26 protein-coding genes and 1 pseudogene are annotated in these 25,418 nt (G+C 61.8%); 16 read left to right on the forward strand and 11 right to left on the reverse strand.

From position 1 onward, the window contains the following. Positions 1-72: 72 nt before the first annotated feature. Together NKH52_RS26590 and NKH52_RS26595 are read right to left on the reverse strand one after the other, a co-directional pair. Positions 73-1,365 (reverse strand): Nramp family divalent metal transporter, encoded by a 1,293-nt coding sequence (locus NKH52_RS26590; RefSeq protein ID WP_352735186.1) that lies wholly within the window; start codon positions 1,363-1,365, stop codon positions 73-75. 278 nt (positions 1,366-1,643) lie between these two features. Further along, positions 1,644-2,234: a LysE family translocator gene (locus NKH52_RS26595; protein ID WP_352735188.1), complete on the reverse strand. Its 591-nt coding sequence runs from the start codon at positions 2,232-2,234 to the stop codon at positions 1,644-1,646. Between the two features lie 224 nt (positions 2,235-2,458). Between NKH52_RS26595 and NKH52_RS26600 the strand changes: the two genes are divergently transcribed. From NKH52_RS26600 to NKH52_RS26640, 9 genes and pseudogenes are all read left to right on the forward strand, one after another. After that, complete coding sequence (locus NKH52_RS26600; RefSeq protein WP_352735190.1) at positions 2,459-3,469, forward strand: ATP-dependent DNA ligase; 1,011 nt, start codon at positions 2,459-2,461, stop codon at positions 3,467-3,469. 106 nt (positions 3,470-3,575) lie between these two features. Beyond that, complete coding sequence (locus NKH52_RS26605; RefSeq protein WP_352735192.1) at positions 3,576-5,330, forward strand: thiamine pyrophosphate-dependent enzyme; 1,755 nt, start codon at positions 3,576-3,578, stop codon at positions 5,328-5,330. A 95-nt stretch (positions 5,331-5,425) separates the two neighbouring features. Next, positions 5,426-5,731, forward strand: a pseudogene (locus NKH52_RS26610) (cytochrome c oxidase assembly protein); the annotation flags it as partial. 38 nt (positions 5,732-5,769) lie between these two features. After that, positions 5,770-6,306, forward strand: coding sequence for a cytochrome c oxidase assembly protein (locus tag NKH52_RS26615; RefSeq protein WP_352735194.1), 537 nt, complete (start codon positions 5,770-5,772; stop codon positions 6,304-6,306). Positions 6,307-6,553: 247 nt separating this feature from the next. Then, entirely contained in the window at positions 6,554-7,534 is a 981-nt protein-coding gene (gene coxB / locus NKH52_RS26620; RefSeq protein WP_352735260.1) for a cytochrome c oxidase subunit II, read from the forward strand. Next, on the forward strand, positions 7,531-9,471 hold the full coding sequence (gene ctaD / locus NKH52_RS26625) for a cytochrome c oxidase subunit I (protein ID WP_352735196.1): 1,941 nt from the start codon (positions 7,531-7,533) through the stop codon (positions 9,469-9,471). The genes coxB and ctaD overlap by 4 nt, the downstream gene beginning before the upstream one ends. Continuing rightward, positions 9,468-10,070 (forward strand): cytochrome c oxidase subunit 3, encoded by a 603-nt coding sequence (locus NKH52_RS26630; RefSeq protein WP_352735262.1) that lies wholly within the window; start codon positions 9,468-9,470, stop codon positions 10,068-10,070. Before ctaD ends, NKH52_RS26630 begins: the two co-directional genes overlap by 4 nt. Before the next feature lies 1 nt (position 10,071). Then, complete coding sequence (locus tag NKH52_RS26635; protein ID WP_352735198.1) at positions 10,072-10,413, forward strand: hypothetical protein; 342 nt, start codon at positions 10,072-10,074, stop codon at positions 10,411-10,413. A gap of 236 nt (positions 10,414-10,649) precedes the next feature. After that, a complete protein-coding gene (locus tag NKH52_RS26640; RefSeq protein WP_352735200.1) occupies positions 10,650-11,888 on the forward strand; it encodes a c-type cytochrome in 1,239 nt (412 codons plus the stop codon). Here the strand turns inward: NKH52_RS26640 and NKH52_RS26645 are convergent. From NKH52_RS26645 to NKH52_RS26655, 3 genes are all read right to left on the reverse strand, one after another. After that, positions 11,860-12,285: a c-type cytochrome gene (locus NKH52_RS26645; protein WP_352735202.1), complete on the reverse strand. Its 426-nt coding sequence runs from the start codon at positions 12,283-12,285 to the stop codon at positions 11,860-11,862. The genes NKH52_RS26640 and NKH52_RS26645 overlap by 29 nt on opposite strands. An 80-nt stretch (positions 12,286-12,365) precedes the next feature. Further along, positions 12,366-12,689 carry a hypothetical protein gene (locus NKH52_RS26650; RefSeq protein WP_127292148.1) on the reverse strand — a complete coding sequence of 108 codons (324 nt, stop codon included), beginning with the start codon at positions 12,687-12,689 and terminating at the stop codon, positions 12,366-12,368. A gap of 550 nt (positions 12,690-13,239) precedes the next feature. Continuing rightward, positions 13,240-13,443, reverse strand: coding sequence for a CsbD family protein (locus NKH52_RS26655; protein WP_013533227.1), 204 nt, complete (start codon positions 13,441-13,443; stop codon positions 13,240-13,242). Between the two features lie 63 nt (positions 13,444-13,506). Between NKH52_RS26655 and NKH52_RS26660 the strand changes: the two genes are divergently transcribed. After that, entirely contained in the window at positions 13,507-14,034 is a 528-nt protein-coding gene (locus NKH52_RS26660) for a Rossmann-fold NAD(P)-binding domain-containing protein (protein ID WP_352735205.1), read from the forward strand. 26 nt (positions 14,035-14,060) lie between these two features. Here NKH52_RS26660 and NKH52_RS26665 read toward each other — a convergent pair whose 3' ends face one another. The 6 genes from NKH52_RS26665 to NKH52_RS26690 form a co-directional block, all read right to left on the reverse strand. Further along, on the reverse strand, positions 14,061-14,789 hold the full coding sequence (locus tag NKH52_RS26665; RefSeq protein WP_023809507.1) for an ABC transporter ATP-binding protein: 729 nt from the start codon (positions 14,787-14,789) through the stop codon (positions 14,061-14,063). Next, a complete protein-coding gene (locus NKH52_RS26670; RefSeq protein ID WP_352735207.1) occupies positions 14,789-15,553 on the reverse strand; it encodes an ABC transporter ATP-binding protein in 765 nt (254 codons plus the stop codon). Before NKH52_RS26670 ends, NKH52_RS26665 begins: the two co-directional genes overlap by 1 nt. Positions 15,554-15,555: 2 nt before the next feature. Beyond that, positions 15,556-16,515: a branched-chain amino acid ABC transporter permease gene (locus NKH52_RS26675; protein ID WP_352735209.1), complete on the reverse strand. Its 960-nt coding sequence runs from the start codon at positions 16,513-16,515 to the stop codon at positions 15,556-15,558. Next, on the reverse strand, positions 16,515-17,426 hold the full coding sequence (locus NKH52_RS26680; RefSeq protein WP_352735211.1) for a branched-chain amino acid ABC transporter permease: 912 nt from the start codon (positions 17,424-17,426) through the stop codon (positions 16,515-16,517). The genes NKH52_RS26675 and NKH52_RS26680 overlap by 1 nt, the downstream gene beginning before the upstream one ends. 118 nt (positions 17,427-17,544) lie before the next feature. Next, positions 17,545-18,663: a branched-chain amino acid ABC transporter substrate-binding protein gene (locus tag NKH52_RS26685; RefSeq protein WP_352735213.1), complete on the reverse strand. Its 1,119-nt coding sequence runs from the start codon at positions 18,661-18,663 to the stop codon at positions 17,545-17,547. Between the two features lie 147 nt (positions 18,664-18,810). Continuing rightward, complete coding sequence (locus NKH52_RS26690; RefSeq protein WP_352735215.1) at positions 18,811-19,446, reverse strand: RraA family protein; 636 nt, start codon at positions 19,444-19,446, stop codon at positions 18,811-18,813. Between the two features lie 238 nt (positions 19,447-19,684). Between NKH52_RS26690 and NKH52_RS26695 the strand changes: the two genes are divergently transcribed. From NKH52_RS26695 to NKH52_RS26720, 6 genes are read left to right on the forward strand one after another with little or no spacing between them, the layout of a single operon-like run. Further along, complete coding sequence (locus NKH52_RS26695) at positions 19,685-20,461, forward strand: SDR family NAD(P)-dependent oxidoreductase (protein ID WP_352735217.1); 777 nt, start codon at positions 19,685-19,687, stop codon at positions 20,459-20,461. Positions 20,462-20,467: 6 nt separating this feature from the next. After that, positions 20,468-21,130, forward strand: coding sequence for a 5-oxoprolinase subunit PxpB (gene pxpB, locus NKH52_RS26700; RefSeq protein ID WP_352735219.1), 663 nt, complete (start codon positions 20,468-20,470; stop codon positions 21,128-21,130). Further along, positions 21,127-22,095, forward strand: coding sequence for a 5-oxoprolinase subunit C family protein (locus NKH52_RS26705; protein ID WP_352735221.1), 969 nt, complete (start codon positions 21,127-21,129; stop codon positions 22,093-22,095). The genes pxpB and NKH52_RS26705 overlap by 4 nt, the downstream gene beginning before the upstream one ends. A gap of 8 nt (positions 22,096-22,103) precedes the next feature. Then, positions 22,104-23,267 (forward strand): epoxide hydrolase family protein, encoded by a 1,164-nt coding sequence (locus NKH52_RS26710; protein WP_352735223.1) that lies wholly within the window; start codon positions 22,104-22,106, stop codon positions 23,265-23,267. 36 nt (positions 23,268-23,303) lie between these two features. Further along, positions 23,304-24,335: an Ldh family oxidoreductase gene (locus NKH52_RS26715; protein WP_352735225.1), complete on the forward strand. Its 1,032-nt coding sequence runs from the start codon at positions 23,304-23,306 to the stop codon at positions 24,333-24,335. Between the two features lie 52 nt (positions 24,336-24,387). Then, complete coding sequence (locus tag NKH52_RS26720) at positions 24,388-25,413, forward strand: proline racemase family protein (RefSeq protein WP_352735227.1); 1,026 nt, start codon at positions 24,388-24,390, stop codon at positions 25,411-25,413. Positions 25,414-25,418: the final 5 nt, after the last annotated feature.

Below are 25,418 nucleotides of genomic sequence, written 5' to 3' on the forward strand. Positions count from 1 at the left end.
CCCCACAAGCGTCTCAACGACAATTGACCGCCGATGTTCCACCGCGCCTGAACATCCTTCCCGCCCGGCGAGCTACAGGAACCAGCTTGCCACCAGTCCCGCCGACGCCGCAAAGATCGCCAGGGTCGTCACGCCGCCCAGAATGTTGGTGCTTGTGCTGTTGACCTTGTCGCCCATGATCTTGCGATTGTTGGTCATGATGAGGATGAGAAGCAGCAGAGGTGGCGTTGAAAATCCTTGCACGATGCCGGACCAGACGAGAGCTTTCATCGGGTTGAAGCCGAAGAAATTGAGGCCCACCGCCACCAGCGTTATGACCCCGATCACGATGTAGAATTTGGGAGCCTGCCGGGGTTTGGCATGCAAGCTATTCTTCCAACCCATCGCCTGGGCGAAATCGAAAGCAGCGCCAGCGGTCATGATCGGCACGGCCAGAAAGCCGACGCCAATTACACCGGCCGCAAAGAGAATGCCGGCAGCGTCGCCAGCAAGCGGCCGCAGCGCTTCGGCCGCCTGTGCCGCTGTCTCGATCTGCGTCTGCCCGGCCTTGTAGAGCGTCGACCCTGTCGAAAGGATGATGAAATACATGATCAGATTGGAAAACGTCATGCCGATCAGGATATCGCGGCGGGATCGGCGCAGTTCGCCCTCGGTGGCGCCTTTGCGCTCTTCCAGGCTCGTTCGACCCTTGGCAATCTCCTCCTCCACCTCCTGATTGGACTGCCATGTGTAAAGGTATGCGGAGAGCGTGGTGCCGACGATGGCGACGAGGATGGACAGGTATTCTCGGCTGAACTCGATTTTTGGCAACAGCGTGCCACGCAGAACGGAGGCTGCATCCGGTTTGGCAAGCACCGCGGAGACCACATAGGCGAGCAGAGCCAGAGCCAGCCACCGGAACACATTTCGGATCAATTTATACGATCCGAACACCTGCAGGGCAAAAATGACGACCGCAACGGCAATGACGACCAAGGGAGCAGGCAGAGGAACGAACAGCACGATGGCCGCCGACATGGCGCCAAGATCGGCGGCTGCCTCGATCGTGTTGCCAATCAGCACGCCCACCAGCACGGACCATAGCAGCCAACGCGGATAGAAGTCCGATATGACCTTGAAAAGCCCGCGCCCCGAAACCTGGCCAAGTTTGGATGAAAGATAGACGACGACATACATCATCGGCAGCGTGACAGGTGCCGTCCACAGCAGGTCCGGCCCGAATCGCGCTCCGGCGCTCGCGTAGGTACCGATGGCCGAGCAGTCGTCATCGGCCGCACCGGTGATCAGACCAAGCCCGAGAGCCCGAACGACGCCGCCTTTTTTTTGCTCGCTTGCCCTCTGGCCCGCCTCAGGTGGCTTGTTCATTGAAGGCGCGTCTTTACCGGGGCCACGCAAGAAATCATGACGAACATTCCAATCGGATGCCGATGAAGCAGCCGCATCAAGCTGCATAGAGATCGTGGTTCGAACCTCTGGTCAGGCTTTTTGTTCCTGGACACAGTCCCGGCCCGCGACGGCGTTTCATCCGATGTTCTTTCGGCGGAGCCGAACCTCCAAGCGAATGCTCGGTCCCCTGAAGAAGAGAATGCTTGTGTCGAAGCCTGTCCTTCAGGCGACGTGGCACAAAAGCTATTCCTTCAAAGTCAGCGGCTTGTACCGCCGCCGATCACCATCCGTACGCCGAGGCCGATGATGAGACAACCGGCGAGCCGCTGCTGCCAAAGCCTTGCGCGAGGGTGCCGCATGACCCATGCGCCGGCCGCGCCCGATGCCAAGGCATAGGCTCCCAGCACCAGCACACCGGTTATCTTCTGTGTTGCGCCAAGCAGCACCAGCTGCAACGTGACGGAGCCCCTATGCGGATCGACAAATTGCGGCAGGAACGCAACCATGAACATCAAAGGCCAGGGATTGCTCAGATTGGCGATCATTCCTTCCCGGGCGGCGGCGAGCGGCCGCAGGGCCTTGGTGTCACCCGCGGGAATGGTTGCCGAGGCTGAAAGGAGCAGCCGGACCCCCAGCCACACAATATAGGCCGCCCCGGCCCATCGAAGCAGATTGAACGCCAGCGGCGAGGCGCGGACAAGCGAGGACAGGCCAAATGCAATCAGCGGAAGCTGCACCAGTCCGGCGCCCAGCGTCATGCCGAGCACCGTGAACAGCGCCACGTCGCGCCCCTGCCCGATGCCGCGTGCCATCACCAGCATGCTGTCGGGGCCTGGCGGCATCTGCATCAGAATGACGGTTCCGACAAAAGCTATCCACAATGAGGGATCGATGGGACATCTCCGCTCGCGTTGCCGATGACATCAAAGCGACCAGCCGTCATCCGGGTTCCGCGGCAAATGAAAATGTCCCATCGCGAAGAACCAGGCAGAACCGTCAGATGGAACGCGGTGCCAGTCCTGGAAGTTGAAAAGCCGGAGCCGTTCCTGAACCGGTTTTGGAGGCCTGACCCGTGCATGAACCGATAAACGCCTTCCCGCTCCCGCTGGACACTCCTCCGATGGAGGCCAGGCTTGCCGATGAAATCCCCAGGGACGGGAGCCGCTGGCAGTACGAGCCCAAATGGGACGGATTTCGCTGCCTGGCTTTCAAGAGCGACAACGCCGTTGACCTGCGCGCCAAATCCGGCAAGCCGCTCGGCCGCTATTTTCCAGAAATCACGGAGATTTTGCGTGACCTCAAGCGCGGGCACTTCGTCATCGACGGCGAGATTGTCATCGAGGTTGACGGTGAGCTTTCCTTCGAAGCGCTGCAGATGCGCCTTCACCCCGCACAAAGCAGAATCCGCAAACTGAGTTCGCAGACGCCTGCCAGTCTGATCCTCTTCGACATGCTTGCCAGGCCGGGCGGCGAGGTCATCACGGGCAAACCACTTGTCGAAAGGCGGCGAGCGATCGAGGACTTCGCGACCTCCTCGAACAGTCCAGATCTTCGCCTGTCGAAGTGCACTTATGATGCAGCCACGGCGGCTCGATGGCTACACGGCTCCGGCCATGCATCGACCGACGGCATCGTGGCCAAAGTGCTCGATGAGCATTATCTGTGCGGGGAACGTGCGATGGTGAAGGTAAAGCCGAGGCGCACCGCCGATTGCGTTGTCGGCGGTTTCCGTTATCTCGCGGACAGTCGTGAGGTTGGCTCGCTGCTCCTCGGCCTCTACAATGACGACGGCAAGCTCGATCACGTCGGCTTCACGTCGACCATCGCCAGGACCGACAGAGGAGCGCTCACGCGCCGGCTGGAAGGGCTGCGGTCAGAGCCCGGATTCACCGGCAAGGCGCCCGGCGGCCCGAGCCGCTGGAGCACGGAGCGCAGCGGACAATGGGAACCCTTGGAACCTGAACTGGTGGTGGAGGTCCGCTTCGACCACGTTACCGGCAATCGGTTTCGCCACGGCACCAAACTGCTGCGCTGGCGCCCCGACAAGGCGCCACGGCAATGCACGTTCGAGCAGATCGAATAGACCGCTCCGGGGAGATCGCTTCCAGAAACCTGTCACGATTTATTGTGACGAAGGAACCAACTCGGGATTCACCGGTTCGGACACCATCCGCCGGAGCTACCCTGACATGCCAAATGCAGCAGAAATTCTCATCGATACGCTCGTCGCCTGGGACGTGGAGGTGGTGTTCGGCTTGCCGGGAGACGGCATAAACGGCGTCATGGAAGCGTTGCGGACGCGGCGCGACAAGATTGCCTTCGTTCAGGTCCGGCATGAAGAATCGGCTGCCTTCATGGCATGTGCGTATGCCAAGTGGACAGGTAAGCTGGGCGTGTGCCTTGCGACGTCCGGTCCCGGCGGAACACATCTTCTGACCGGCCTCTATGACGCCAAGCTCGACCAGGCTCCGGTGCTGGCGATTACGGGCATGCAGTTCCACGATCTGATCGAGACGTTCACGCAACAGGATGTCGATCTGACGCGCGTGTTCAATGATGTCTCCGTTTATAACGCCCATGTTGCCGATGCCGCGCATATGGAAAACGTCGCCAGCCTTGCCTGCCGAACCGCGCTGGCGCGCAAGGGCGTCGCTCATCTTTCGATTGCCAGCGATATCCAGGAGCAGGAGCGCGATCCGTCGAAGCGCTCCAAGCGCAATCGCCCGGCGCACACGCCGCAGGATATGTTCGCCGGTCATAGCGTACCGCTGGACGTTGAGCTCGACAAAGCCGCCGCCATTCTCAATGACGCTTCGCGGGTTGCGATCCTGGCCGGACGCGGCGCCATCGGCGCGGCCGCCGAACTCGAACACACGGCGCGCCTGCTGCAGGCGCCTGTCGCGAAGGCCTTGCTGGGCAAGGCGGTGCTGCCGGACAACCATCCCTACACCACCGGCGGGATCGGCATTCTTGGAACCCTGGCTTCGCAAGAGGCGATGGAGAGCTGTGACGCGGTGCTGATTGTCGGTTCGACCTTTCCCTATATCGAATACTACCCGCAGCCCGGGCAGGCCCGTGGCGTCCAGATCGACTGCGATGCGCAGCGGATCGGCTTGCGCTTTCCAGTCGAAGCCGGCCTTGTCGGCGACGCGGCCGAGACATTGCGCGCGCTCAACCAACGTCTGACGCAGAAGCCCTCCGATGAGTTCCTGCACCGTTCCCAAGAGACCATGAGAAAATGGCGCGAGATGATGCGGCAGTCGGAAGACATGCAGGCGCAACCCTTGAAGCCACAGGCGATTGCCCGGGCGTTCGGACAACGGTTGGCCGACGACACGGTGCTGGCCACGGATTCCGGTCAGAACACGGAACTGGCCGCCCGCCATGTCGATCTTCGCAGCGGCCAGGCATTTGGGGTGTCCGGATCGCTGGCGTCGATGGCTTGCGGTCTCGCCTACGCCATCGCTGCCGGCATAGCATTCCCCGGTCGCCCGATTGCCGCCATCGTCGGCGATGGCGGCTTTGCCATGCAGCTCGGCGAATTCTCGACGGCGGTGCGCTACAAGATCCCGCTGAAGGTTCTGGTGATCAAGAACAACATGCTCAATCAGATCGCCTGGGAGCAGATGATGTTTCTGGGGAATCCGCAATTCGGTTGCGAATTGCAGCCGATCGATTTTGCCATGGCGGCGGAAGCAATGGGCGCAAAGGGTTTTCGCATCGAGCGGGCCGATCAGATCGAGACGGTTCTCGACCAGGCTTTCGCCACGGAAGGCCCTGTCGTGGTCGAAGCGCTGGTAGATGCCTATGAGCCGCTGATGCCGCCCAAAATGCCGGCAGACTATGCCAAGAACTTCCGCCAGGCCCTGCCGCGAACACCGGGACACGAACGCATAGAAGAAAATATCGCCCGGGAGCCGGCGAAATCGATGATGGACGCCTAGAGGCAGCGCAAGGGGGTGGGAACAGCGCGCCTCCTTGGCTTCATTCTGGATCTTTCCAGATGAACCGGTGCTCTTCCGGGTGACGGATGCGGATCATGAGCTTCGACGCGCTTTTTTCGACCTCCATCTGCTACGGCAACGGCGCTCCGCAGGCTGGTTGGACTCTGGCGCTCCCCATCACATTGCCACTGGCGGCAATCCTTTTGCTGTATGTTGCCGGCGCCAGCCGACTGTGGCGACGGAGCGGACGCGGACGTCGCTTGCGATCACGGCAGGCCTTCCAGTTTGCTGCCGGCTGGGCCGTCCTGGCGTTCGCCCTTGTAAGCCCGATCCATGCGTTGGGCGAACATGTGTTTGCGGCGCACATGATCGAGCATGAATTGCTGATGGTGGTCGCAGCGCCTCTGCTGGTTGCCTCCCGCCCGACAGCGGCGATGATGTGGGACTGCCGGTACAGCTGCGCCAGATATTCGGAGCGGCCGGACATGCAAATACGCTTCGGGCGATCTGGGCGTTCATCAGCCGCCCTGTGGTCGCGACCGTCCTGCACGGAGCCGCGATATGGATTTGGCATCTCCCGGCGCTGTTCGAGGCTGCCCTCCAGCAGGGTTTCCTGCACTATGCCCAGCACGCGAGCTTCCTCGGCACCGGGCTTTTGTTCTGGTGGGTGCTGCTGCCTCGCCCTGGCCGCGAGCACGCTTGCGGCAATGCGGTGATGCATCTCTTCTTCACCTCGCTCCACACCGGGCTGCTCGGGGCTTTGCTCGTTGTCTCGCCAAAGCTGTGGTATCCGGCTAACGCCGTCGGCTCGGATCTGTGGGGGCTCAGCCCGCTCGAGGACCAGCAACTTGCAGGCTTGATCATGTGGATTCCCGCTGGCCTGATCTATGGCGGAGCCGCACTGCTCTTGGTCGCTTTCTGGATTCAAACGAGCAGTCGGCGGCATCAGGCTCCCCAGGAGTTGCGCATCGTCTAACCCGCATCGCTTCACGTCGGTTTTCGCCGGGCGGTGTTGCCAAGCATCCTTTTTCAGCCAGCTGCGTTATGGCCGTGGCAACGATGGTGGATCCTTCATGGCGAGGTGCATGAGTCCGTTGGCCAGCTCTCGCAGGCGGACACGACCGCGAATGTCGCTTGCCTTTACATGTCCAACGCAAATCCTGACTGGCATTGTTCCGGGAAAGGCCGCGCAACAGCGTTTGGGGTGGGTCAGCGCAGCGCCGATGTTGGTATTAGCAGGATGCGGCGATCGGCAGTCGGCCCTCCATGCACATGGTGCGAACGCCCGGAGAATCCTTGATCTGATCTGGTCTTTCAGCGCAGTCGCGGTGGCCACGTGGCTGCTTGTCATGCTGGTCTTGGCGGCAGCGCTTTTGCATCGCCGCCTGTCCGAGACAACGCGCTCGCCGCTCGAGATCGATTCACATCAGGAGCGCCGATTTACCCGCGCTGTCGGCAGCGCCATTGCGTTGACCGTTCTGGTGCTCGTCATGATGACGATAGCGAGTTTTTTCGCCGGCAAATCCATTGCTTCGCTGAGCGGAACGGAAACGCTTGCCGTGCGGATCACGGGGCACCAATGGTGGTGGGAGGTCCGGTATGCCGGTAATGATCCCTCGCAGTCGATCGTCACGGCAAATGAAATCCATGTCCCGGTTGGCGAACCGGTCAAGGTCGAACTCGATTCGCTCGATGTCATTCATAGCTTCTGGGTGCCGAACCTTGCCGGTAAGCGCGATCTCATTCCGCGCCGGCCAAGCCAGCTTACCCTCATCGCCGATAAGCCCGGCATCTATCGTGGCCAGTGTGCCGAATTCTGCGGCTATCAGCACGCCCATATGGCCATCACCGTCATCGCGGAAAGCCGCGAAGCGTTCGAAGCATGGCAATCCAGGCAAAACGCCGTCGCCTCGGCGCCTGGCGGCGAGGAAGAACGCCGCGGCCAACAGGCATTTCTTTCCACCGGCTGTGCGCTCTGCCATACGATAAGAGGCACGCCTGCCAGCGGAACGGTCGGACCTGATCTTACCCATCTCGCCAGCCGACGTGCACTGGCCGCGGATACGCTGGCCATGACCCCTGGTGCACTCGCCGCCTGGATTGCCGATCCACAGTCGATAAAGCCTGGCGCCAAGATGCCGCGCATTGCCCTTAGCGCCGACGATCTCAACGCGGTCGTCACCTATCTCGGAAGCCTCGAATGAGCGGCATTGCGGGAAAGCCGGCCGAGCATACCGAGCAGGGCTTGAAAGGCATCCGTGACACCGGCCTCGAAGAGGTGAGACTGCGCGCTTTTCTGGCGCATGCCTGGCGAACGCCGAAAGGCTTCTACGGCTGGCTGGTCACGGTCGATCACAAGCTGATCGGACGGCGCTATATCGTGACGGCTTTCCTGTTTCTCATCCTTGCGGGTCTATCAGCGCTCGCCATGCGTTTCCAGCTTGCCCAGCCTGAGGCCGGCCACATCGGCCCCGATCTCTACAACCAGCTGTTCACCATGCATGGCACGACGATGATGTTTCTGTTCGCCGTGCCGGTGATGGAAGCTTTCGCCATTTACCTGGTGCCGCTGATGATCGGCACTCGCAATGTCGCCTTTCCGCGGCTCAATGCATTCAGCTACTGGGTCTATCTTTCCGGCGGGCTGATGATCTGGATCGCCTTCGCCTTCGAAACCGGTGCGGATGCCGGCTGGTTTTCCTACGTACCGCTCGCCGGACCCGAATATGGCATCGGCAAGCGCCCCGATTTTTGGGCGCAGATGGTGACCTACACTGAAGTGTCCGCGCTCGCGGTAGCGGTCGAGATCATCGCGACAGTGTTCAAACAACGTGCTCCCGGCATGTCGCTCGACCGCATCCCGCTCTATGTCTGGTCCGTCCTCGTTACGGCTTTCGTCATCCTGTTCGCCATGCCGGCCGTGATGGTCTCGAGTACAATGCTGATCCTGGACCGCCTGGTCGGCACGAAATTTTTCGATCCCGCAGCAGGCGGCGATGCACTGCTGTGGCAGCATCTGTTCTGGTTCTTCGGCCATCCCGAGGTCTACATCATCTTCATTCCGGCGACCGGCTTCGTCTCCGCGATCCTGCCGACCTTCGTTCGCCGCCCGATCTTTGGCTATCTCGGCATCGTCCTGTCGTTGATCTCGATCGGTTTTCTTTCCTTCGGCCTGTGGGTGCACCATATGTTCGCTACCGGCCTGCCGCAGCTCGGCGAAAGCTTCTTTACCGCTTCCTCGATGATGATCGCCATTCCGAGCGGCATTCAGATCTTCTGCTGGATTGCGACGATCTGGGGCGGCCGGCCGATCTTCGCCACGCCCATGCTTTTCGTGCTCGGCTTCATCTTCACCTTTGTGATCGGCGGCCTGACCGGGGTCATGGTCGCCTCGGTGCCGCTCGACCTGCAGGTGCACGACACCTATTTCGTGGTTGCCCATTTCCACTATGTGCTGGTCGGGGGCGCCGTCTTCCCCCTGCTCGGCGCCGTTTATTACTGGTTTCCCAAGATCACCGGACGCATGCTGTCGGAGAGGCTCGGCCGCTGGAATTTCTGGCTCGTCTTCCTCGGGTTCAATCTCACCTTCTTCCCCATGCATATTCTCGGTCTGCAAGGCATGCCGCGCCGCGTTTATACGTATCCGCCGGCGAGCGGCTGGGGCGAGATGAACCTCTTCATCAGCCTCTCTTCACTGGTGGTGTTCGCCGGCTTTGCGCTTTTCTTCCTGAACCTCCTGCTCAGCCTTCGCAACGGCAGCATTGCCGGAGACAATCCCTGGGGCGCGAGCACGCTCGAATGGGCGACGACGTCGCCGCCGCCCTCCTACGATTTTTCGCGGCTGCCCGTGGTAACTCACCGCGAACCACTTTGGGCCGAGCCCGATACGCTTCCCGTGGTCGAGGGTCTGCGTGTCGACGCACGCGAGGTGCTCGCCGGCACGGTCGCCGATGCGGTGCCGCAACTAAGGGTGCCATCGGCTGGCAACTCGATCTGGCCGCTGCTGTCGGCCATTGCGGTGGGCGGCGCATTTCTCGGTTCGATATACACGCCATGGGCGGTGGTCTGGGGAGCGATCCCGGTTTCGATCGGCTTCATCTGTTGGTTCTGGCCGAAAGGCGAGCCGGAGGACGAGGAATGAGGCACCGTCCCGTCGCCGACGTCAGCCACCTGCCCACATATGATTTCGGGTCGGCGAGCCCGATGTGGTGGGGAACCCTTGCCTTCATTGCTCTCGAGGCAACAGGTTTTGCCTTGGCGATAGGCACCTACTTCTATTTGGCCGTGCTGGCCCGGCATTGGCCCATCGGGGCCCCGGCGCCAGATTTGCTGCCGGGCACGGCAGTGTTGATTATTCTGGTTGCGAGCGTCGTGCCCAACCACCTGATCGAGTTTTGGGCGCGTCGCCAGGACCTCGCGAAAGTTCGCCTTGGCATGGTCGTCATGTCGATCGTCGGGATTCTTCCGCTGATCGTTCGCATCTGGGAATTTCCGGCTCTGCGGATTTCCTGGGATCAGAACGCTTACGGATCGATCGTCTGGTTCCTGCTTGGACTGCATACGACGCATCTTCTTACCGATGTCGGCGATACCATCGTCCTGGCGGTTCTCATGTTCACGCAAAAAGGCAAGGCGGGCCGCCGCTTCAGCGACGTCTCGGACAATGCGTTCTACTGGGACTTCGTCGTCGTCTCATGGGTCGTGCTCTATCTTGTTATTTATTGGGCTCCGAGGATGTGAGATGCAGGCGATCCGTCCCGGCGTTTCCTGGGCAGGCCTGGTCAGCGGGCCAGTTGCGTGGGCAATAGCCCTGCAGCTCGATTACTCCATTGCATCCTGGCAGTGCCATGCCGGCTTTCGTCCCACTGCCTTGTTCTCATTGATAGGCGCCGCTGTCGCCCTGGCAAGCACGCTGCTGTCGTGGCACGCCGTTCATGACCGCGGACATGGTGCGATCCCGCCCCGGAGGGCGCGCACGCGTGCGTTCCTTGCCAGGACTTCGGTGGGCATCGGGGCGCTGTTCACGCTCATCTTGCTGGCGCAAGTGGTGGCAGGGCTGATCTTCAGCGGGTGCGAACTGTGACGACGCCAAAGACGCGGAGATTGGCCATCCACCGCCGGTACGCGCTTTGGCCTGCCACGGGCATTCCATTCCCAGCCGTCATTTCTCGGGCGGTCGTACTCGTCTTGTCATCGTTGGCGCTTTGCACCGAGCTGCGGGCGAGCGAAATCCAGAGGGGTGAATATCTCACGCGAGCGGCCGACTGCATCGGCTGCCACACGTCCAATCCGAGCCGCCCCTTCGCTGGAGGCTATCGCGTGCCGACACCCTTCGGCGATGTATACTCGACCAACATCACACCAGATCTCGAAACGGGCATCGGACGCTATTCCGCGGACGAGTTCGTGCGAGCTGTCCAGAAAGGTATCAGGCGCGACGGAGCCGATCTCTACCCCGCCATGCCCTATGACAGCTTCGCCGCAATGAGCCGCGAGGACGTGCTTGCGATTCGGGCCTATCTCCTTGCGCAGCCGCCGATTTCCCAGCCGCGGCCGCGAAACATTCTGCCTTTTCCATTCAACCAGCGCTGGACGGTTGCGCTGTGGAAGCTCGCGAATCTCCAAACCGGCAGTTTCACGCCCGATCGGAGCCGGACCGCCGCATGGAACAGGGGAGCCTACCTTGTCGAGGTGCTCGGCCACTGCGGTGCCTGCCACACGCCAAGGAATGCGACGTTCGGCATGGATGAAGACCACAAGCTTGCCGGCGGCACCGCCGGCATCTGGCACGCCTTCAACATCACCAGCGACAAGATCGCAGGCGTCGGCGGCTGGAGCAACGAAGAGCTGTCTCGATTTCTCAAAACCGGCGCCGTGCCCGGGAAGGCCTACGCGGGCGGGCCGATGGCGGAAACGGTCATGAACAGCCTGCAGCATCTTTCCGACGACGACATCAAGGCTATCGTCGCCTATCTCAGGGACGTGCCCGCCCAACCGGGAGACGAGAAGCAGCCGCGTTTCTCATGGGGTAACGCGGCCACGGTCGACGGCGATGCTGGAACCAAAGGGATGACGCAAGGCAGCGGGACCGCAACCGGCGATGATCTCTATCGATCGCTCTGTTCGACGTGCCATGGGGCGACCGGAGGCGGATCGCCCGACGGATCCTATCCGTCCTTGACCCGCAACAGCACCGCCGGCGCGGCCACGCCCGAGGATGTCGTCATGACCATCCTTGAAGGTGTCAAAGCTGGCGACGTGGCGGGGCGTCAATCGATGGCGGCCTTCGGCGGCTGGCTGGACGATGGCCAGGTGGCAGCCCTTGCAAATTACGTCACCGCTCGGTTCGGAAATCCCGACCTCAGCGTCACCGCGGCCGATGTACGCCAGATGCGGGCAGGCTCGACAACAAGTCGGACAATCATGATTCTGGCGGCTCAATCACTTGCGGCGGGCGCCGCCGTGTTGATGCTTGGCCTGCTGCTTTTGCTGGCAAGACGCCTCCGCCGTGGGATGAGTTCAGCGCGCCTCATGTTCGCGCATAGAGATAGGCGGTAATGTCGCGCGCCTCTTGAGGCGACAGATTTGTATTGGGCATGGCCGTCTTCGGGTCTACGTCCCGCGCCCTGCTGATCCAGCGCATCATCGCATCCGGGGTGGCTCGCGACGGCCCGGTATATCCTCTTTCGACGACGCCTTGCAGGGACGGACCGACGGTGCCATGGGCGCCGGGTACCCCCGGGATTTCGTGACATCCACCACAGCCGTTGCGGATCATTGCCGGGACGGCCCGGTCAGGGTCGCCACCGATGGCCTGTGCAATGGTGGTTTGTCGCAGACTGTTGCTGCGAACCGATCCACTGGCAAAGGCGGTAAAACCGATGACGACAGCCGCCGATGCTCCTGCCAACCACAAGAATTGGGGCGACGCTTGCTTGGCGGCCTGCCGGTTCATCTACGCTTACTACTCTCAGCGCTCAATGCGCTGCCGGATTCTGCCGAAGCACTGTTCCGGCAGCGGATTGAGGAGCCAGCTCATTTATTGCAGTTCTGCACATTCGATGTTGTCGTGCCGGTCGCGGTGTTGTTGTCGATATCGTTGCCTGCCGCATCTTTGCAGCGGTCAGTCATGCCACCTGATTTCGTTGTCGAATTTGTCGAATTCGTAGTGCTGGGATCGGAAGGATTCACGGACGTTCCAGAGCCGGTGCCGCTGTTGCCCCCGGTGTTTCCAGACGTAGCGCCGGTGCCGTTGTTCGAGCCGGTGCCAGTGTTGGAGCCGGAACCGTTCGACTGCGCCATTGCCGATGTAGCCAATGTAAGGGCGAGCGCAGCGGCGGAGAGAAGTTTGACAATCATGGTGGATCTCCTGTTTGTGTACCGCCACCAAACCAATCTTTTCCTGATATGTTCCCGGCGAAATCGTGTTCAGCAAAATTCTTGTGAAACGGGTTTCCGTACCGATACTGCAGACCGGCAGAAGTGGTTGGCGCGCGCCGGCGGTCGACATAGGGGCGTCACTGGCGCCGTCCGGTCGCTGGAGCAGCGCTAGCCGCATGCCCTCGCCGGAAGCCTGTATAGTTGCTCACTGGCCGCTGCCGGCGTCCCCGAACAACACCCGATCATCCCCGGATCGGATCGGAGACAGCTCCAATCATCGCCATGAAAGTCATACCAACGGGCCGAACACGAATGTAGCCAGTAGAACAAGAAAAATCACAGCGATAACTGCGATCGCCCACATGACAATTCTTCTTGTCCCCCGTTGCTCTTGCTTGCGAGAGATATTTTCTGCCACAATACGAAATCCTTGCTGCAAAATTCAGCTAACGACAAGGCTCAGCGCCTGCATGGTCCTGCCGGACTGTTGGCCGCGTCCCGGAATTGGCCACAGCCGGGGCTCACATGCCTACCAACCCTGCCGCCCGTACCAATCATCGACATCGCGCCGCACACGGTCCTTTTCGATGCCGTAACGCTCCTGGATTTTGCCTTCGAGTTGATCGCGCTTGCCTGCGATGCGGTCAAGGTCGTCATCGGTGAGTTTACCCCACTGCTCCTTGACCTTGCCTTTTACCTGTTTCCAGTTTCCTTCCACGCGGTTCCAGTCCATGACACCGTTCTCCTTCGGTTTGAAAACGTCTAACCTCGGAGAGCAAACGCAAATCAACGACGGATGTTCCTGGAACTCGACAGCAAGGCGCTTGTCTTGCTCTCACAGGCCGCGATCCATTCCTTTACGCTCAGTCTGCGTCATCAATTGAGGTCGAGCGGAATTCGGGTGGTGGAGATGGCTCCGCCAATTGTCGATACCGGTCTCGTTGGCAGCACCCGCAACGGAGGAACAGCCAACCGTATGATGGTCAGTCCGTACGAATTCGCCACCGAGGCGCTGCGCATTCGAAGCGGACAAGGACGAGGTGCTTGTCGGTATTTTGGCCGATACGCGCCGGATGGGCGAAGCTTTGTTCGAGCGGATGAACAATCACTCCTGAGCCATTATGGGATCGCCGTCGCGGTTGCGGCAATCCGCTGGTTGCCGTGCGTCCCTCGAGGTTTTGTCAGCTATGTCCCCGGGGTCGGACACAGACTGGATGGTAGGCCCCGGAAGGTCAACGTTTTCTACAGAATCAACTCGTTGTGGCTGATCCCACTCCTGCAAGGCGGGCAAATCATGGACTGGAGCGGCGGCCTCATTCTGTAAAATCCGGGCGTTGGCAGCTTTGCCAGCTAAGCAGCGACGCCACCTAAATAGGCGCTGATAACCGCTTCATTGCTCGCGAGATCGCTGCCTGGTCCCTCAAGAACAACGCGTCCGGCCTTGAGAACGTAGCCGTAGTCGGCGAATTTCAAGGCGACTTTGCTGTTCTGCTCCACGAGCAGGATGGTCACGCCTTCACGATTGAGGCGCTGCACGATGTTCATGACTTCCTTGATCAGTTGCGGCGCCAGACCCATGGAAGGCTCATCGAGCAACAGCACCTTGGGCGCGGCCATGAGGGCTCTGCCGATCGCCAGCATCTGCTGCTCACCGCCCGAGAGGTTCCTTGCATCGCCATTCTGCCGGCGCGCCAGGATGGGAAAGAGCTCGAAAACGTGATCCAGCCGTCGCCGGCGCTCGACGTCGTCGGCAAGCGTAAACGAGCCCAGGTCAAGGTTCTCCCTGATCGTCATGTCGCCGAAAATACGCCTTCCCTCCGGGACGTGGACGAGCCCGCGATGCGGCAGGCGATGGGCAGGGACTTTGGTTATGTCCTCGCCCAGGAAGCGGACACATCCGGAGGATGCGGCAACAAGGCCGGACAGCGTGCGTAGCGTGGTGCTCTTGCCCGCACCATTCGCGCCAAGCAGGGCGACGATCTGGCCGCGTTTGACAGAAAGACTGACGCCATGAAGGGCTTCGATGCCGTCATAGCGCGCGACGATGCGGTCCGCGGAAAGAACGATTTCGGCGTCCATCATTCCTCCGTACCGAGATAGGCTTCGATGACCCGAGGGTCTGCTCGCACGGCCTCTGGCGGCCCGTCGGCGATCTTCTGACCGTAGTCGAACACCACGATCTTCTCCGACACTTGCATGACCAGGCCCATGTCGTGCTCGATCAGCAGGACCGTGACACCGGTTTCGTCACGGATGCGGCGGATCAGGCCAACAAGGTCCAGCTTCTCGCGCTCGTTCAGGCCGGCGGCGGGCTCGTCCAGCAAGATGAGCGTAGGCGCCGACGCCAGGGCTCTTGCGAGTTCGAGCCGCCGTTGATCGCCATAGGAAAGACCACCGGCGCGGCGATGCGCATGCTGCTGGATGCCGACGAAATCGAGCCAGCGCATGCCGGTCGCGCGGATCGCCTCCTCTTCGCGCCGCTGTGCAGGCAAGTGCAGGATCGCCGACATGATGCCGTGGCGGCTGCGGCAATGCTGGCCGGACATGGCGTTTTCCAGAACGGTCATTTCCTTGAACAGCCGGATGTTCTGGAACGTGCGGGCGAGGCCGAGCGCGGTGATGCGATGCGGCGGCAAGCCGGTGATCGGCCGGCCGCCCAGGCTGATCGAGCCGCCCTTCGGCTTGTAGAAGCCGGTCAGGCAATTGAAGAGTGATGTCTTGCCGGCCCCGTTCGGCCCGATAAGACTGTTGATGGCGCCTTTCTCAACCGAAAACGAAATGTCGTGAAGGACTTTCAGTCCTCCGAAACTGAGGCGCAGATCGCGGACTTCCAGCAGCGCCATGGTCAAACTCGCTTGTCCGGCCACAGCCCGTTCGGCCTGAAGAGCATGATTGCCAGCAGCGCAACCGCGGTCACCAAGGGACGATAGGTCCCCGCGCCGCGCAGCACCTCCGGAAGCAGGGCCACGAGAACAGCACCAAGGACGACGCCGGGAATGCGGCCCATGCCGCCCAGGACGACACCGAGAAGGATGAGCAGCGATTGGTTGAAGGTGAAACTCTCCGGCGAAATGGCCGTCATCTTGGCGGCGTAGAGGCATCCGGCCACCGAAGCGATCACAGCGCCCATCATATAGGCCTGCAGCTTGGCCGTGACACGGTTGATGCCGATACCGGCGGCGGCGTCCTCGTCATAGCGAACGTAGAACCAGGCTCGTCCCATTCGCGATCGCTCGACGCTCAGGCAGACGAAGGCGGTGAGCAGCGCGAGCACCAGGAACGCATAGTAGAAATGCTGCACCTGCATCAGCTTGAAGCCGAAGATCTCCGGCCGCTCGATGCCGATGAGTCCGCTGGCGCCACCGGTGATGTCGAGGTTACGGGCGATGATGCGCACGATCTCGCCGAAGCCCAGCGTCACGATCGCCAGATAGTCGCTGCGCAATCTCAATGTCGGAGCCCCGATGATGATGCCGGCCACGCAGGCGGCGACCATGGCGACCGGGATGGTAAGCCAGAAATTGAACCCGAATTCCGCGGTCAGGATGCCTGATGTGTAGGCGCCTACCGCGAAAAAGGCGGCATAGCCGAGATCAAGCAGGCCCGCATAGCCGACGACAATGTTGAGGCCTAGGCACAGAACGACATAGAGCAGCGCCGTGGTTGCCACCTCCGTGACGTAGGCGTTGGCGAATTGCGGCAACACCAGCGCGCAGGTGAGCGCCGCCAACCCAGGCAGCACGACGGACCAGCGCATCAATTGCGGTTGCCCGGCGGTCGGCATGGTTCTCACTTCGTCGGCCATCACACCCGCTCCACGACCGAGCGGCCAAGAAGGCCGGTTGGCTTGAAAACAAGGAACAGGATCAAGGTTCCGAACACGAAGACGTCACGCCACTCCGATCCGACGAAGGGCAAGGACGAGCCGAAAGCTTCGAGCAGGCCGAGCAGTAATCCGCCGAGCATGGCGCCCGGCACGCTGCCGATCCCGCCTATGACCGCGGCGGTGAAGGCCTTGAGCCCCATGATGAAGCCCATGAAGAAATGGACACTGCCATAATAGGCGCCGGCCATGACCCCGCCGCCGGCGGCGAGCGCCGAGCCCATGAAAAAGGTCAACGCGATCACCCGGTCGACATCGATGCCCATCAGGCGGCTCGCCCCCATGTCGATGGACACGGCGCGCATCGCCTTGCCGTACATGGTGCGTGAGACAAAGGCCTGCATGCCTGCCATAAGAGCGATGGAGGCGGCCACCAGCACCATCTGCGTGTAGGTGATGTGAACGGTGGAAATGTCGACACCGGCAAAACCGAGGTCCGTGTTGAAGGCGTAATGCCGCCCGCCTGTCAGCGCGAGTGCCGTGCCGTTCAGCACCATCGACGCACCGAGCGCCGTGATGAGGATGGACAGGCGCGGCGCATTGCGCATCGGCCGATAGGCGAAGCGTTCGATGATAACGCCGAGCAAGCCGATAGCCAGCATCGACACAAGTAGGGCGCAGACCACGCCCAGCCAGCCATTGCCGACCCATATGCCGACGAAGGAAAACACGATGAGACCGACGAAGGCGCCGTTCATGTAGATGTCGCCATGGGCGAAATTCAGGAGCTTGACGACGCCGAAGACCATGCTGTAGCCAAGCGCGATCAGGGCATAGAACGAGCCGACGATAAGACCGTTCACCAGTTGCTGAATAAGCAGGTCGAGCGTCATTGATGCTCCAGGGCAGAATTGAAAAAGTCTTGGCTGGGCGCAGCGTCGGCGCGCCAGACAATCGGCGGTGACGCCGAGGCCGCCACAAGGCCTGCCTCGGCGTCAATCCTGTTAGCCTTTATTCGGCTACCCACTTGCCGCCCTTGGCGATCACCGGGCGGAAGTTCGAGGTCTGGAGCGTGTTCCTGTCGGTGAACTTGATTTCACCGGCAAGGCCCTTGAAGTCGCTCGCCTTGAGCGCCTCGATGATTGCCTTCTGATCCGCCGACTTGGCCCGCGTGATCGCATCGGCGATCAGGCCGCCCACATCATGGGAGAGCGCCGCATAGGCGCCGGCGTCGCGGCCATAGGTTTCCTTGTACTTGGCCTTGAAGTCGGCGGCGCCGGACAAGAGGTCGACGGTGGGCGGAGACAACAGATACACGCCCTCACCGGCCGAACCGGCGATCTCCAGATATTCCGGCGAATTGTTGCCGTCGCCCAGCACGATGCCGCCCTGGAATCCGGCCTGCCGAAGTTGCTTGGTGAGCAGGGCACCACCGGCATGGTAGGCGGTCCAGAAGACAGCATCGGCGCCGCTCGACTTGATCTTGGTGACGACCGCCGAATAGTCCTGCTCGCCGGCCGTGGTGGTCTCCTTGGCGGCAATTTCGCCGCCAGCGCTCTTGAAAGCTTCGGCGGTCAGCTTGGCCAGGTCGGACGAATAGGCATCGCCTTCGTCCACGACCGCGATCTTCTTGTAGCCGTTCTTCTTGAAGAGTTCGACGGCTGTCGTCGCCTGCATGTCGCCGGTCGAATTGGCGAGGAAGGCATTGCCCTGATTGGCGGCGACCAGCTTGGTCGAGTTCGCTCCGATGATGACGAACGGAATGCCGGCGTCACCATAGATCTTCAATGTAGGCAAGACGGCGCCCGAGCAGTAGCCGCCGACGATGGCGGTCACGCCCTCCGAGACAAGCTTGCTGCCTGCGGTCACCGCCTGCTGCGGATCGCAGGCATCATCAGCGGTCGTGGTGGTGATCTTGTCGCCGTTGACGCCTCCTTTGGCGTTGACGGCTTCGATCGCCATCTTCACGGCGTTCTCCATATCCTGCCCTTCACTGGCCAGTTGGCCAGTCATGGGGGCCACGATGCCGATCTTGATGTCGGCAGCCGCGGCCATCGTGGTCATAGCCAGCCCGGCAAGGGCGGTGGCGCAAGCAAGCCTCTTGGCAAGCATCTTGAAGGAAACAACCATTAATTCTCTCCATTTCCCCTGTTGGCGCATCCAGGCGGCGTGCCCGAAATGCATTGTTTCGCCCCTCGGTTAGCTGCGGAGCGGTTATGTTGAGCAAGATCGCCAGCCGGCCATGCGATTGTCACCGGCAAGGACTGACCCGGCAGATCAGTGACTGCCGCTTGAAGCCCGGGCATAGGCTCCCTGATAACGGTTCTCCTGGATGCTCTGCATGATCTCGGCCTCGCGGGCTTCCTGCGCCCGGACGGCCGCCAGCAAGGCCGCGGCACCGTCGATTGGAAATGCCACGACGCCATCCTCGTCGCCGACGACGATGTCGCCAGGACCGACGACCATGCCGCCTATGCAGACGGGAACATTTATGGCTCCCGGACCATCCTTGTAAGGTCCGAGATGGATGGCCGACCGCGCGAAGCATGGGAACGGATTGCGGCCGATGGCACCGGCATCGCGAATGGCGCCGTCGATGACAATGCCTGCGGCGCCGCGCGACGCCGCGACACTTGTCATGATCTCGCCGACCAGCGCGCGTCCTTCATACCCGCCGCCATCGACGACGATGACGTCTCCGGGCTGCAACAGATCGAGCGCACGATGGATGAACTGGTTGTCGCCGGGGCGGGTCCTGACCGTCAGCGCCCTCCCCGCCATGACGCCGCCCACCCGGTGAAATGGCCGCAACCCGACAGCCCCGGGGACACGGGCGAGATTGTCGCTGATCAACGGCGTCGCCAGAGCGCGGAACGCGTCGACCAGTTCGCTTTCCTGTGATCCATCCGCCATCGTCTGCACTCCCCGTCGTCGGTACTTTTATGAATATAGTATCCAATCACGATTAATTCAGCGGAGTCAACCGGCTTGCGCTGGTTGGCAGAAAAAAGCCAAAGCAGCTCACAAATGCCATTCCTTGGGCGAACATGGCCCCAAAGCCCCGATCGTCCGGGCTTGCAATGGCAGCAAAGTTCAAGATAGATTGGATAACATATCCATCAGCGACATGATTATAAAAAGGGAATTGGCTGTGAAGCATGCAGAAAAAGTCGTGATCGTCACCGGGGCGGCACAAGGGCTGGGCCTTGCCTGCGCCGAGCGCTTTCATGCCGATGGCGCCAAGGTTATGCTTGTCGACGTGCAAGCCGATCGCGGGCGCGAGCATGCCGAACGTCTGGGTGAGCGTGCCGCCTGGCTATCGGCGGATCTCTCCGAATGCACGCAGGAAATGGCAGCCGATGTTGTTGCCAAGGCCACAGAGCGATTCGGCGGTGTCGACGTCCTCATCAACAATGCCGGCATCATCCATCTGGACGATTTCGTCGACTTCCCCGAGGCGGCCTTCGACCTGGTTCAGCGCGTCAATCTCAAGGCGCCCTTCCTACTCGGACAGGCCGCGGCAAGGGCCATGATCGCGCAGGGACGCGGCGGCTCGATCATCAACATGTCGTCGATCAACGCCATCCTGGCCATTCCCAATTCGGTCGCCTATGCCGTGTCCAAGGGTGGCATCAAGCAATTGACGGCGGTGATGGCCGTCGGATTGATCCCGCATAACATCCGCGTCAACGCCATCGGCCCCGGCACCATCCTGACCGACATGGTCAAGAGTTCGGTCATGGCCAGCGAAGCGCAGCGCAAGACCATCCTGTCGCGCACGCCGAGCGGCCGCTGTGGCGAACCTTCGGAGATCGCCAGCGTCGCATCCTTCCTTGCCAGCGACGACGCTTCCTACATCGTCGGCCAGACCATCTATCCCGATGGCGGTCGCCTGATCCTGAACTATACGGTGCCGGTGAAGGACTGACCGCCCATGGTTGTCGGCACCCCCCACATCAGCCTTGCGGGATCGGGCGCGCTGCTGCTCGATGGCGCGCAGGGGGCCTTTAATGATACCACCCAGGAACTGGTCTGGGCGGTAGCGAACGCCGCGTTGACCCTCGAAGGGGTGTGCGAGGCCGTTCCCGGCATGAACAACCTGCTCATAGTATTCGACCCGCTCGCCACGGATGCACCAAGCCTCGGCGAGCAGCTGAAGTCGCTATGGGCCAGCACAGACGCCCACGCGGTTGCCGGCACGCATCATACCATTCCCGTTCACTATGGCGGCGCGCGTGGCGAGGATCTCGCCGGCTGGGCCACGCATTGCGGCCTGTCTGTCGACGAGACCGTCAGGCACCACGCGGCGGCCACCTATACCGTCGCCGCCATCGGCGCCATGCCGGGCTTTCCCTATCTGTCCGGTCTCGACCCGCGGCTTGCCTGGGCAAGGCGCAGCACGCCTCGCCTCAAAGTCACTGAGGGCGCCGTCATCATTGGTGGCGCGCAGGCGGGTATCATGCCGATGACTGCGCCGTCCGGCTGGCACATCATCGGCCATACCGAACTGAAGCTGTTCAAGGCCGAAGCGGAATTGCCCGTGCTGCTCAGGCCCGGAGACAAAATCCGATTCGCAATCGCAGGGATCGAGGCATGATCGAGATCCTCACCACCGGTCTGCCGAACACGATCCAGGATCTCGGCCGGCCCGGTCATCTGGCGCTGGGGGTCAGCCATGGCGGCGCCATGGACAGGCAGGCGCTGGCGATCGCCAATCTCATGCTGGGCAATGACCCCTCGGCTGCCGGGATCGAGGTCGCGCTTCATCCGTTCCGGCTGCGCGCGCACATCGACACCGCCGTCGCCATCACCGGTGCGGATTGCACCGTCAATGTCGGCGATCGGCCCTGCCCGCCCTGGTGGGCCATGACGATCCGCGCCGGCGAGACCCTTGTCCTCGAAGCCCCGCGCATCGGTGCGCGTTCCTATATCGCCTTCGCCGGTGGGCTCGATCTGCCGCCCGTCATGGGCTCGCGCGCCACAGATGTGAAAGGCGGTTTCGGCGGCCTCGCCGGACGCGGCCTGTCGCGCGGCGACCGGCTTGCGCTCAACCCTGCGCAATGCCGGCTTCCCGCGGGCGGCATCGGCGCAGCGCTGGAGGAGCGACGGGGCGCGGCGGACGGCGCGGCCTCGGCAATCGAATTGCGGGTTCTGCCGGCCGCCGAGTTCGACGCCTTCACGCCGGAGGCCCAGGCGGCTTTCACCGGCAGCGAATGGAGCATCACCAACGACGCCAACCGCATGGGATACCGCCTTTCCGGGGAGACGCTTTCCCTCCTCTCGCCGCTGGAATTGCTGTCCCACGGGATCGTACCGGGCACCGTCCAGGTGCCGCCGTCCGGGCAACCGATCATCCAGCTAGCCGATGCCAACACGTGCGGGGGCTATCCGAAGATCGCTACGGTGATCGAAGCCGACCTCTGGCGGCTGGCGCAAGCGCCGGTCGGCGCGCGCCTGCGTTTCTCAGCGGTCTCGATAGAAGCGTCGACGGAAGCGCTTCGCGCGAACCGGCAGCGACGTCGCGACTTTATCGCCGCACGCAAACTCATGGCCGGCGAGTAGAAGACCCCATGAAAATTCGCCCCTTCACGATCGAGATTGCCCAGTCTGAAATCGACGATTTGAAAAAGCGCATCTCGAACTGGCGCGAGCCGGACCAGCTGCAGGCAATAGGCTGGGCGCAGGGAACGGAATACGAGGAACTGAGCCGGCTTATGCAGCACTGGCGTACCGGCTTCGACTGGCGCAAGCATGAAGCCGCCTGGAACATCCATCCGCACTACCAGACGGATATCGGCGGCCAAACCATCCATTTCATCCATGCGCGCGCCGCTGTGGCGACCAACAGAACGGTCATACTCACCCATGGCTGGCCAGGCAGCGTCTTCGAATTTCATGAACTGATCCCGCTTCTGACAGACCCGCTTTCGCATGGCGGAAGGCAGGAAAATGCCTTCAACGTCGTGGCCCCGTCGATTCCCGGCTATGGCTTTTCAAGCCGGCCGACCAGGCCTGGCCTCAACCTGTTCACCGTCGCCGATCTTTGGGCCGAGTTGATGAGCCGTCTAGGCTATGAGCGATATCTCGCCCAGGGCGGGGATCTGGGCGCCAGCGTGTCGACCTGTCTGGCGCACGCGCATCCAGGCAGTCTCGCTGGCGTGCATCTGAATTTCATCCCCGGCTCATTCTCACCGCCTCACGATGCAAGCCCGGACGGCGACTTGACGCCGGAAGAACGCACCTTCCTGAAACGGAAGGCCGGATGGGCGGATCTTGACGCCGCCTATGCCCATATTCAAGCGACGCGCCCCCAAACGCTTGCCTATGGACTGACGGATTCGCCGGTCGGGCTGGCAGCCTGGATGATCGAAAAATTCCGCGACTGGAGCGATTGCGATGGCGAACTGGCCAACGCCGCTTTTTCGCGCGACGACATGCTCGCCAACATCTCGCTCTACTGGTTCACCCGGACCGTCGCTTCGTCGATGCGGCTCTATTGGGAAACGCGCGCCCGTCCGCTTGCATTCGCGTCCGGCACAGCGATCAACGTCCCGCTTGCAGTGGCTTTGTTCCCCAAAGAGCTGCCAATGCCCCCCAGGAGTTGGGTCGAGCGCGTCTTCAAGGACATCCGCCAGTGGACAGCGATGCCGCGCGGTGGTCATTTCGCAGCCCTCGAGCAGCCCGCTTTGCTTGCACAGGATCTAAGAGCCTTTGCCGGTGGTCTGGATTTTTAAAGGCGCATTGCGCGCAGCCAAACCCGAAGGCCAGAAATGACCAACACCACGATCACCGTCGATGCCTTGCATGAGCGCGTCGATGCAATTTTCCGCAAGGCCGGACTGAACCCCATCCAGGCCAGCGCCATCACAAGGGTCATCGTCGCGGCGGAACGCGACGCCTGCAAGTCACATGGTATCTACCGGATCGAAGGCGCCCTGCGGACGATCAAGGCAGGGAAGGTAGACCCAGACGCGGTGCCCGAACTGTTGCCACAAGACGCTCCCGCCATCGTCAAAGTGGATGCAAAGCGCGGCTTCGCCAACCCGGCCTTCGAACTGGGCCTGCCGGTGCTGGTCGAGCGGGCACGCTCGTGCGGCATCGCCGCGCTCGCGATCAACGATGCGGTGCATTTTTCCGCCCTTTGGGTGGAGGTCGAAGCCTTGACGCAGGCAGGCCTGGCCGGCCTGGCCATGTGCCCGAGCTATGCCACCGTCGCTCCGACCGGTGGCAACGGACCGTTGCTGGGCACCAATCCTTTTGCCTTTGGCTGGCCGCGAGAAGAGCAGCCTCCCTACGTTTTCGACTTCGCGACCTCGGTTGCCGCGCGCGGCGAGATCGAGCTCCACCGCCGGGCAGGCAAGAAGCTGCCGGAAGGCTGGGCCATGGATTCGGACGGCAGGCCAACGACGGACCCGGAAGCCGCCCTGGCCGGCGCCATGCTTCCCTTCGGCGGCCACAAAGGCTCCGCCATCGCGACGATGATCGAGTTGCTCGCCGGGATCATGATCGGCGACCTGACCAGTCCCGAGGCGCTCAATGTGCTCGGCACCACGACGCTCTATCCATCGCATGGAGAGTTGGTCATCGCTTTCTCGCCGAAAGCCTTCGCCGCCGGCCGGCCCGGCAATCCGCTGGGCCGTGCTGAAGCGCTGTTCGAGGCGATCCTTGGCCAGGGCGCGCGCCTGCCCTCTCAGCGGCGGTTCCTTGCTCGTGCGACATCGGAGAGAGACGGCATCAGCCTCTCAGCCCAGGAGATCGAACAGCTCGATCGATTTCTTGAAGAAGGACTCGGCGGCGTTTGAGGTGATCTGTCCGCCTCACTCAGGTTTATGCATCAAGGGGAAAGGGAGAAAAATGCGCTGGACGAAAACATTCACGGTCGTCGGCTGCCATGCCGAGGGCGAAGTCGGAAATGTGATCACCGGAGGCGTCAAGGACGTTCCGGGCAAGACCATGTTCGAAAAGAAGGAGTATCTCGAAGAGCATATGGACGACATTCGTGGGCTGCTCTTGTTCGAGCCGCGCGGTGCGCCCTACGTCAACGGCAACATCATCCTGCCGCCTTGCGATCCCTCGGCGGATCTCGGCTACGTCATAATTGAAAGCACGGAATACCCGCCCATGTCGGGCTCAAACACCATCTGCGTCGCCACCGTGGCTTTGGAGACGGGCATGGTGCCGATGAAGGAGCCCGAGACATTGCTGCGCATGGAAGCGCCGGCCGGCATGATCGAGGTGCGCTGCCGCTGCGAGAACGGCAAGGTGAAGCAGGTGGAGTTCACCAATGTACCGGCGTTCGCGTTCCACCTCGACACGCCAGTCGAAGTCGAGGGGCTCGGCACGATCACCGTCGACACCTCCTATGGCGGCATGACTTTCGCCCATGTCAACGCCCGCGCGCTGGGCTTTTCCATAACACCCGACGAGGCCCACCAGATGTCGCTGATGGGCCAACGCATCAAGAAGGCGGTCAACGAGCAGCTCGAGGTCGTGCATCCGGAGAACGCGAAGATCCGCGACGTTTCCAACGTGATTTTCGAAGGTCCGATCGAGCGCATCGACGGGCGCGTGGATAGCATCAACGGTACGGTGTGCCTGCATGGCAGGCTCGACCGCTCGCCGACCGGCACCGGCACCACCGGGCGGCTTGCGGTGATGTCGGCAAAGGGGCAGATCGCCAAGGGCGAGCTGTTCCGCAATAGGTCGATCATCGGGACCCATTTCGATTCCCGCGTGATCGCCAATGCGCGTGTTGGCGATCGCGACGCTGTCGTGGTCACCATCGCCGGACAGGCCTGGATTACCAGCATCGGCCAATATGGTCTCGACCCGACAGATCCCTATCCGCGCGGACATCGCCTCAGCGATGTCTGGTTCTGAAACGG

Origin of the sequence: Mesorhizobium sp. M1066, assembly GCF_040318635.1 — a bacterium.
GTDB lineage: Bacteria > Pseudomonadota > Alphaproteobacteria > Rhizobiales > Rhizobiaceae > Mesorhizobium.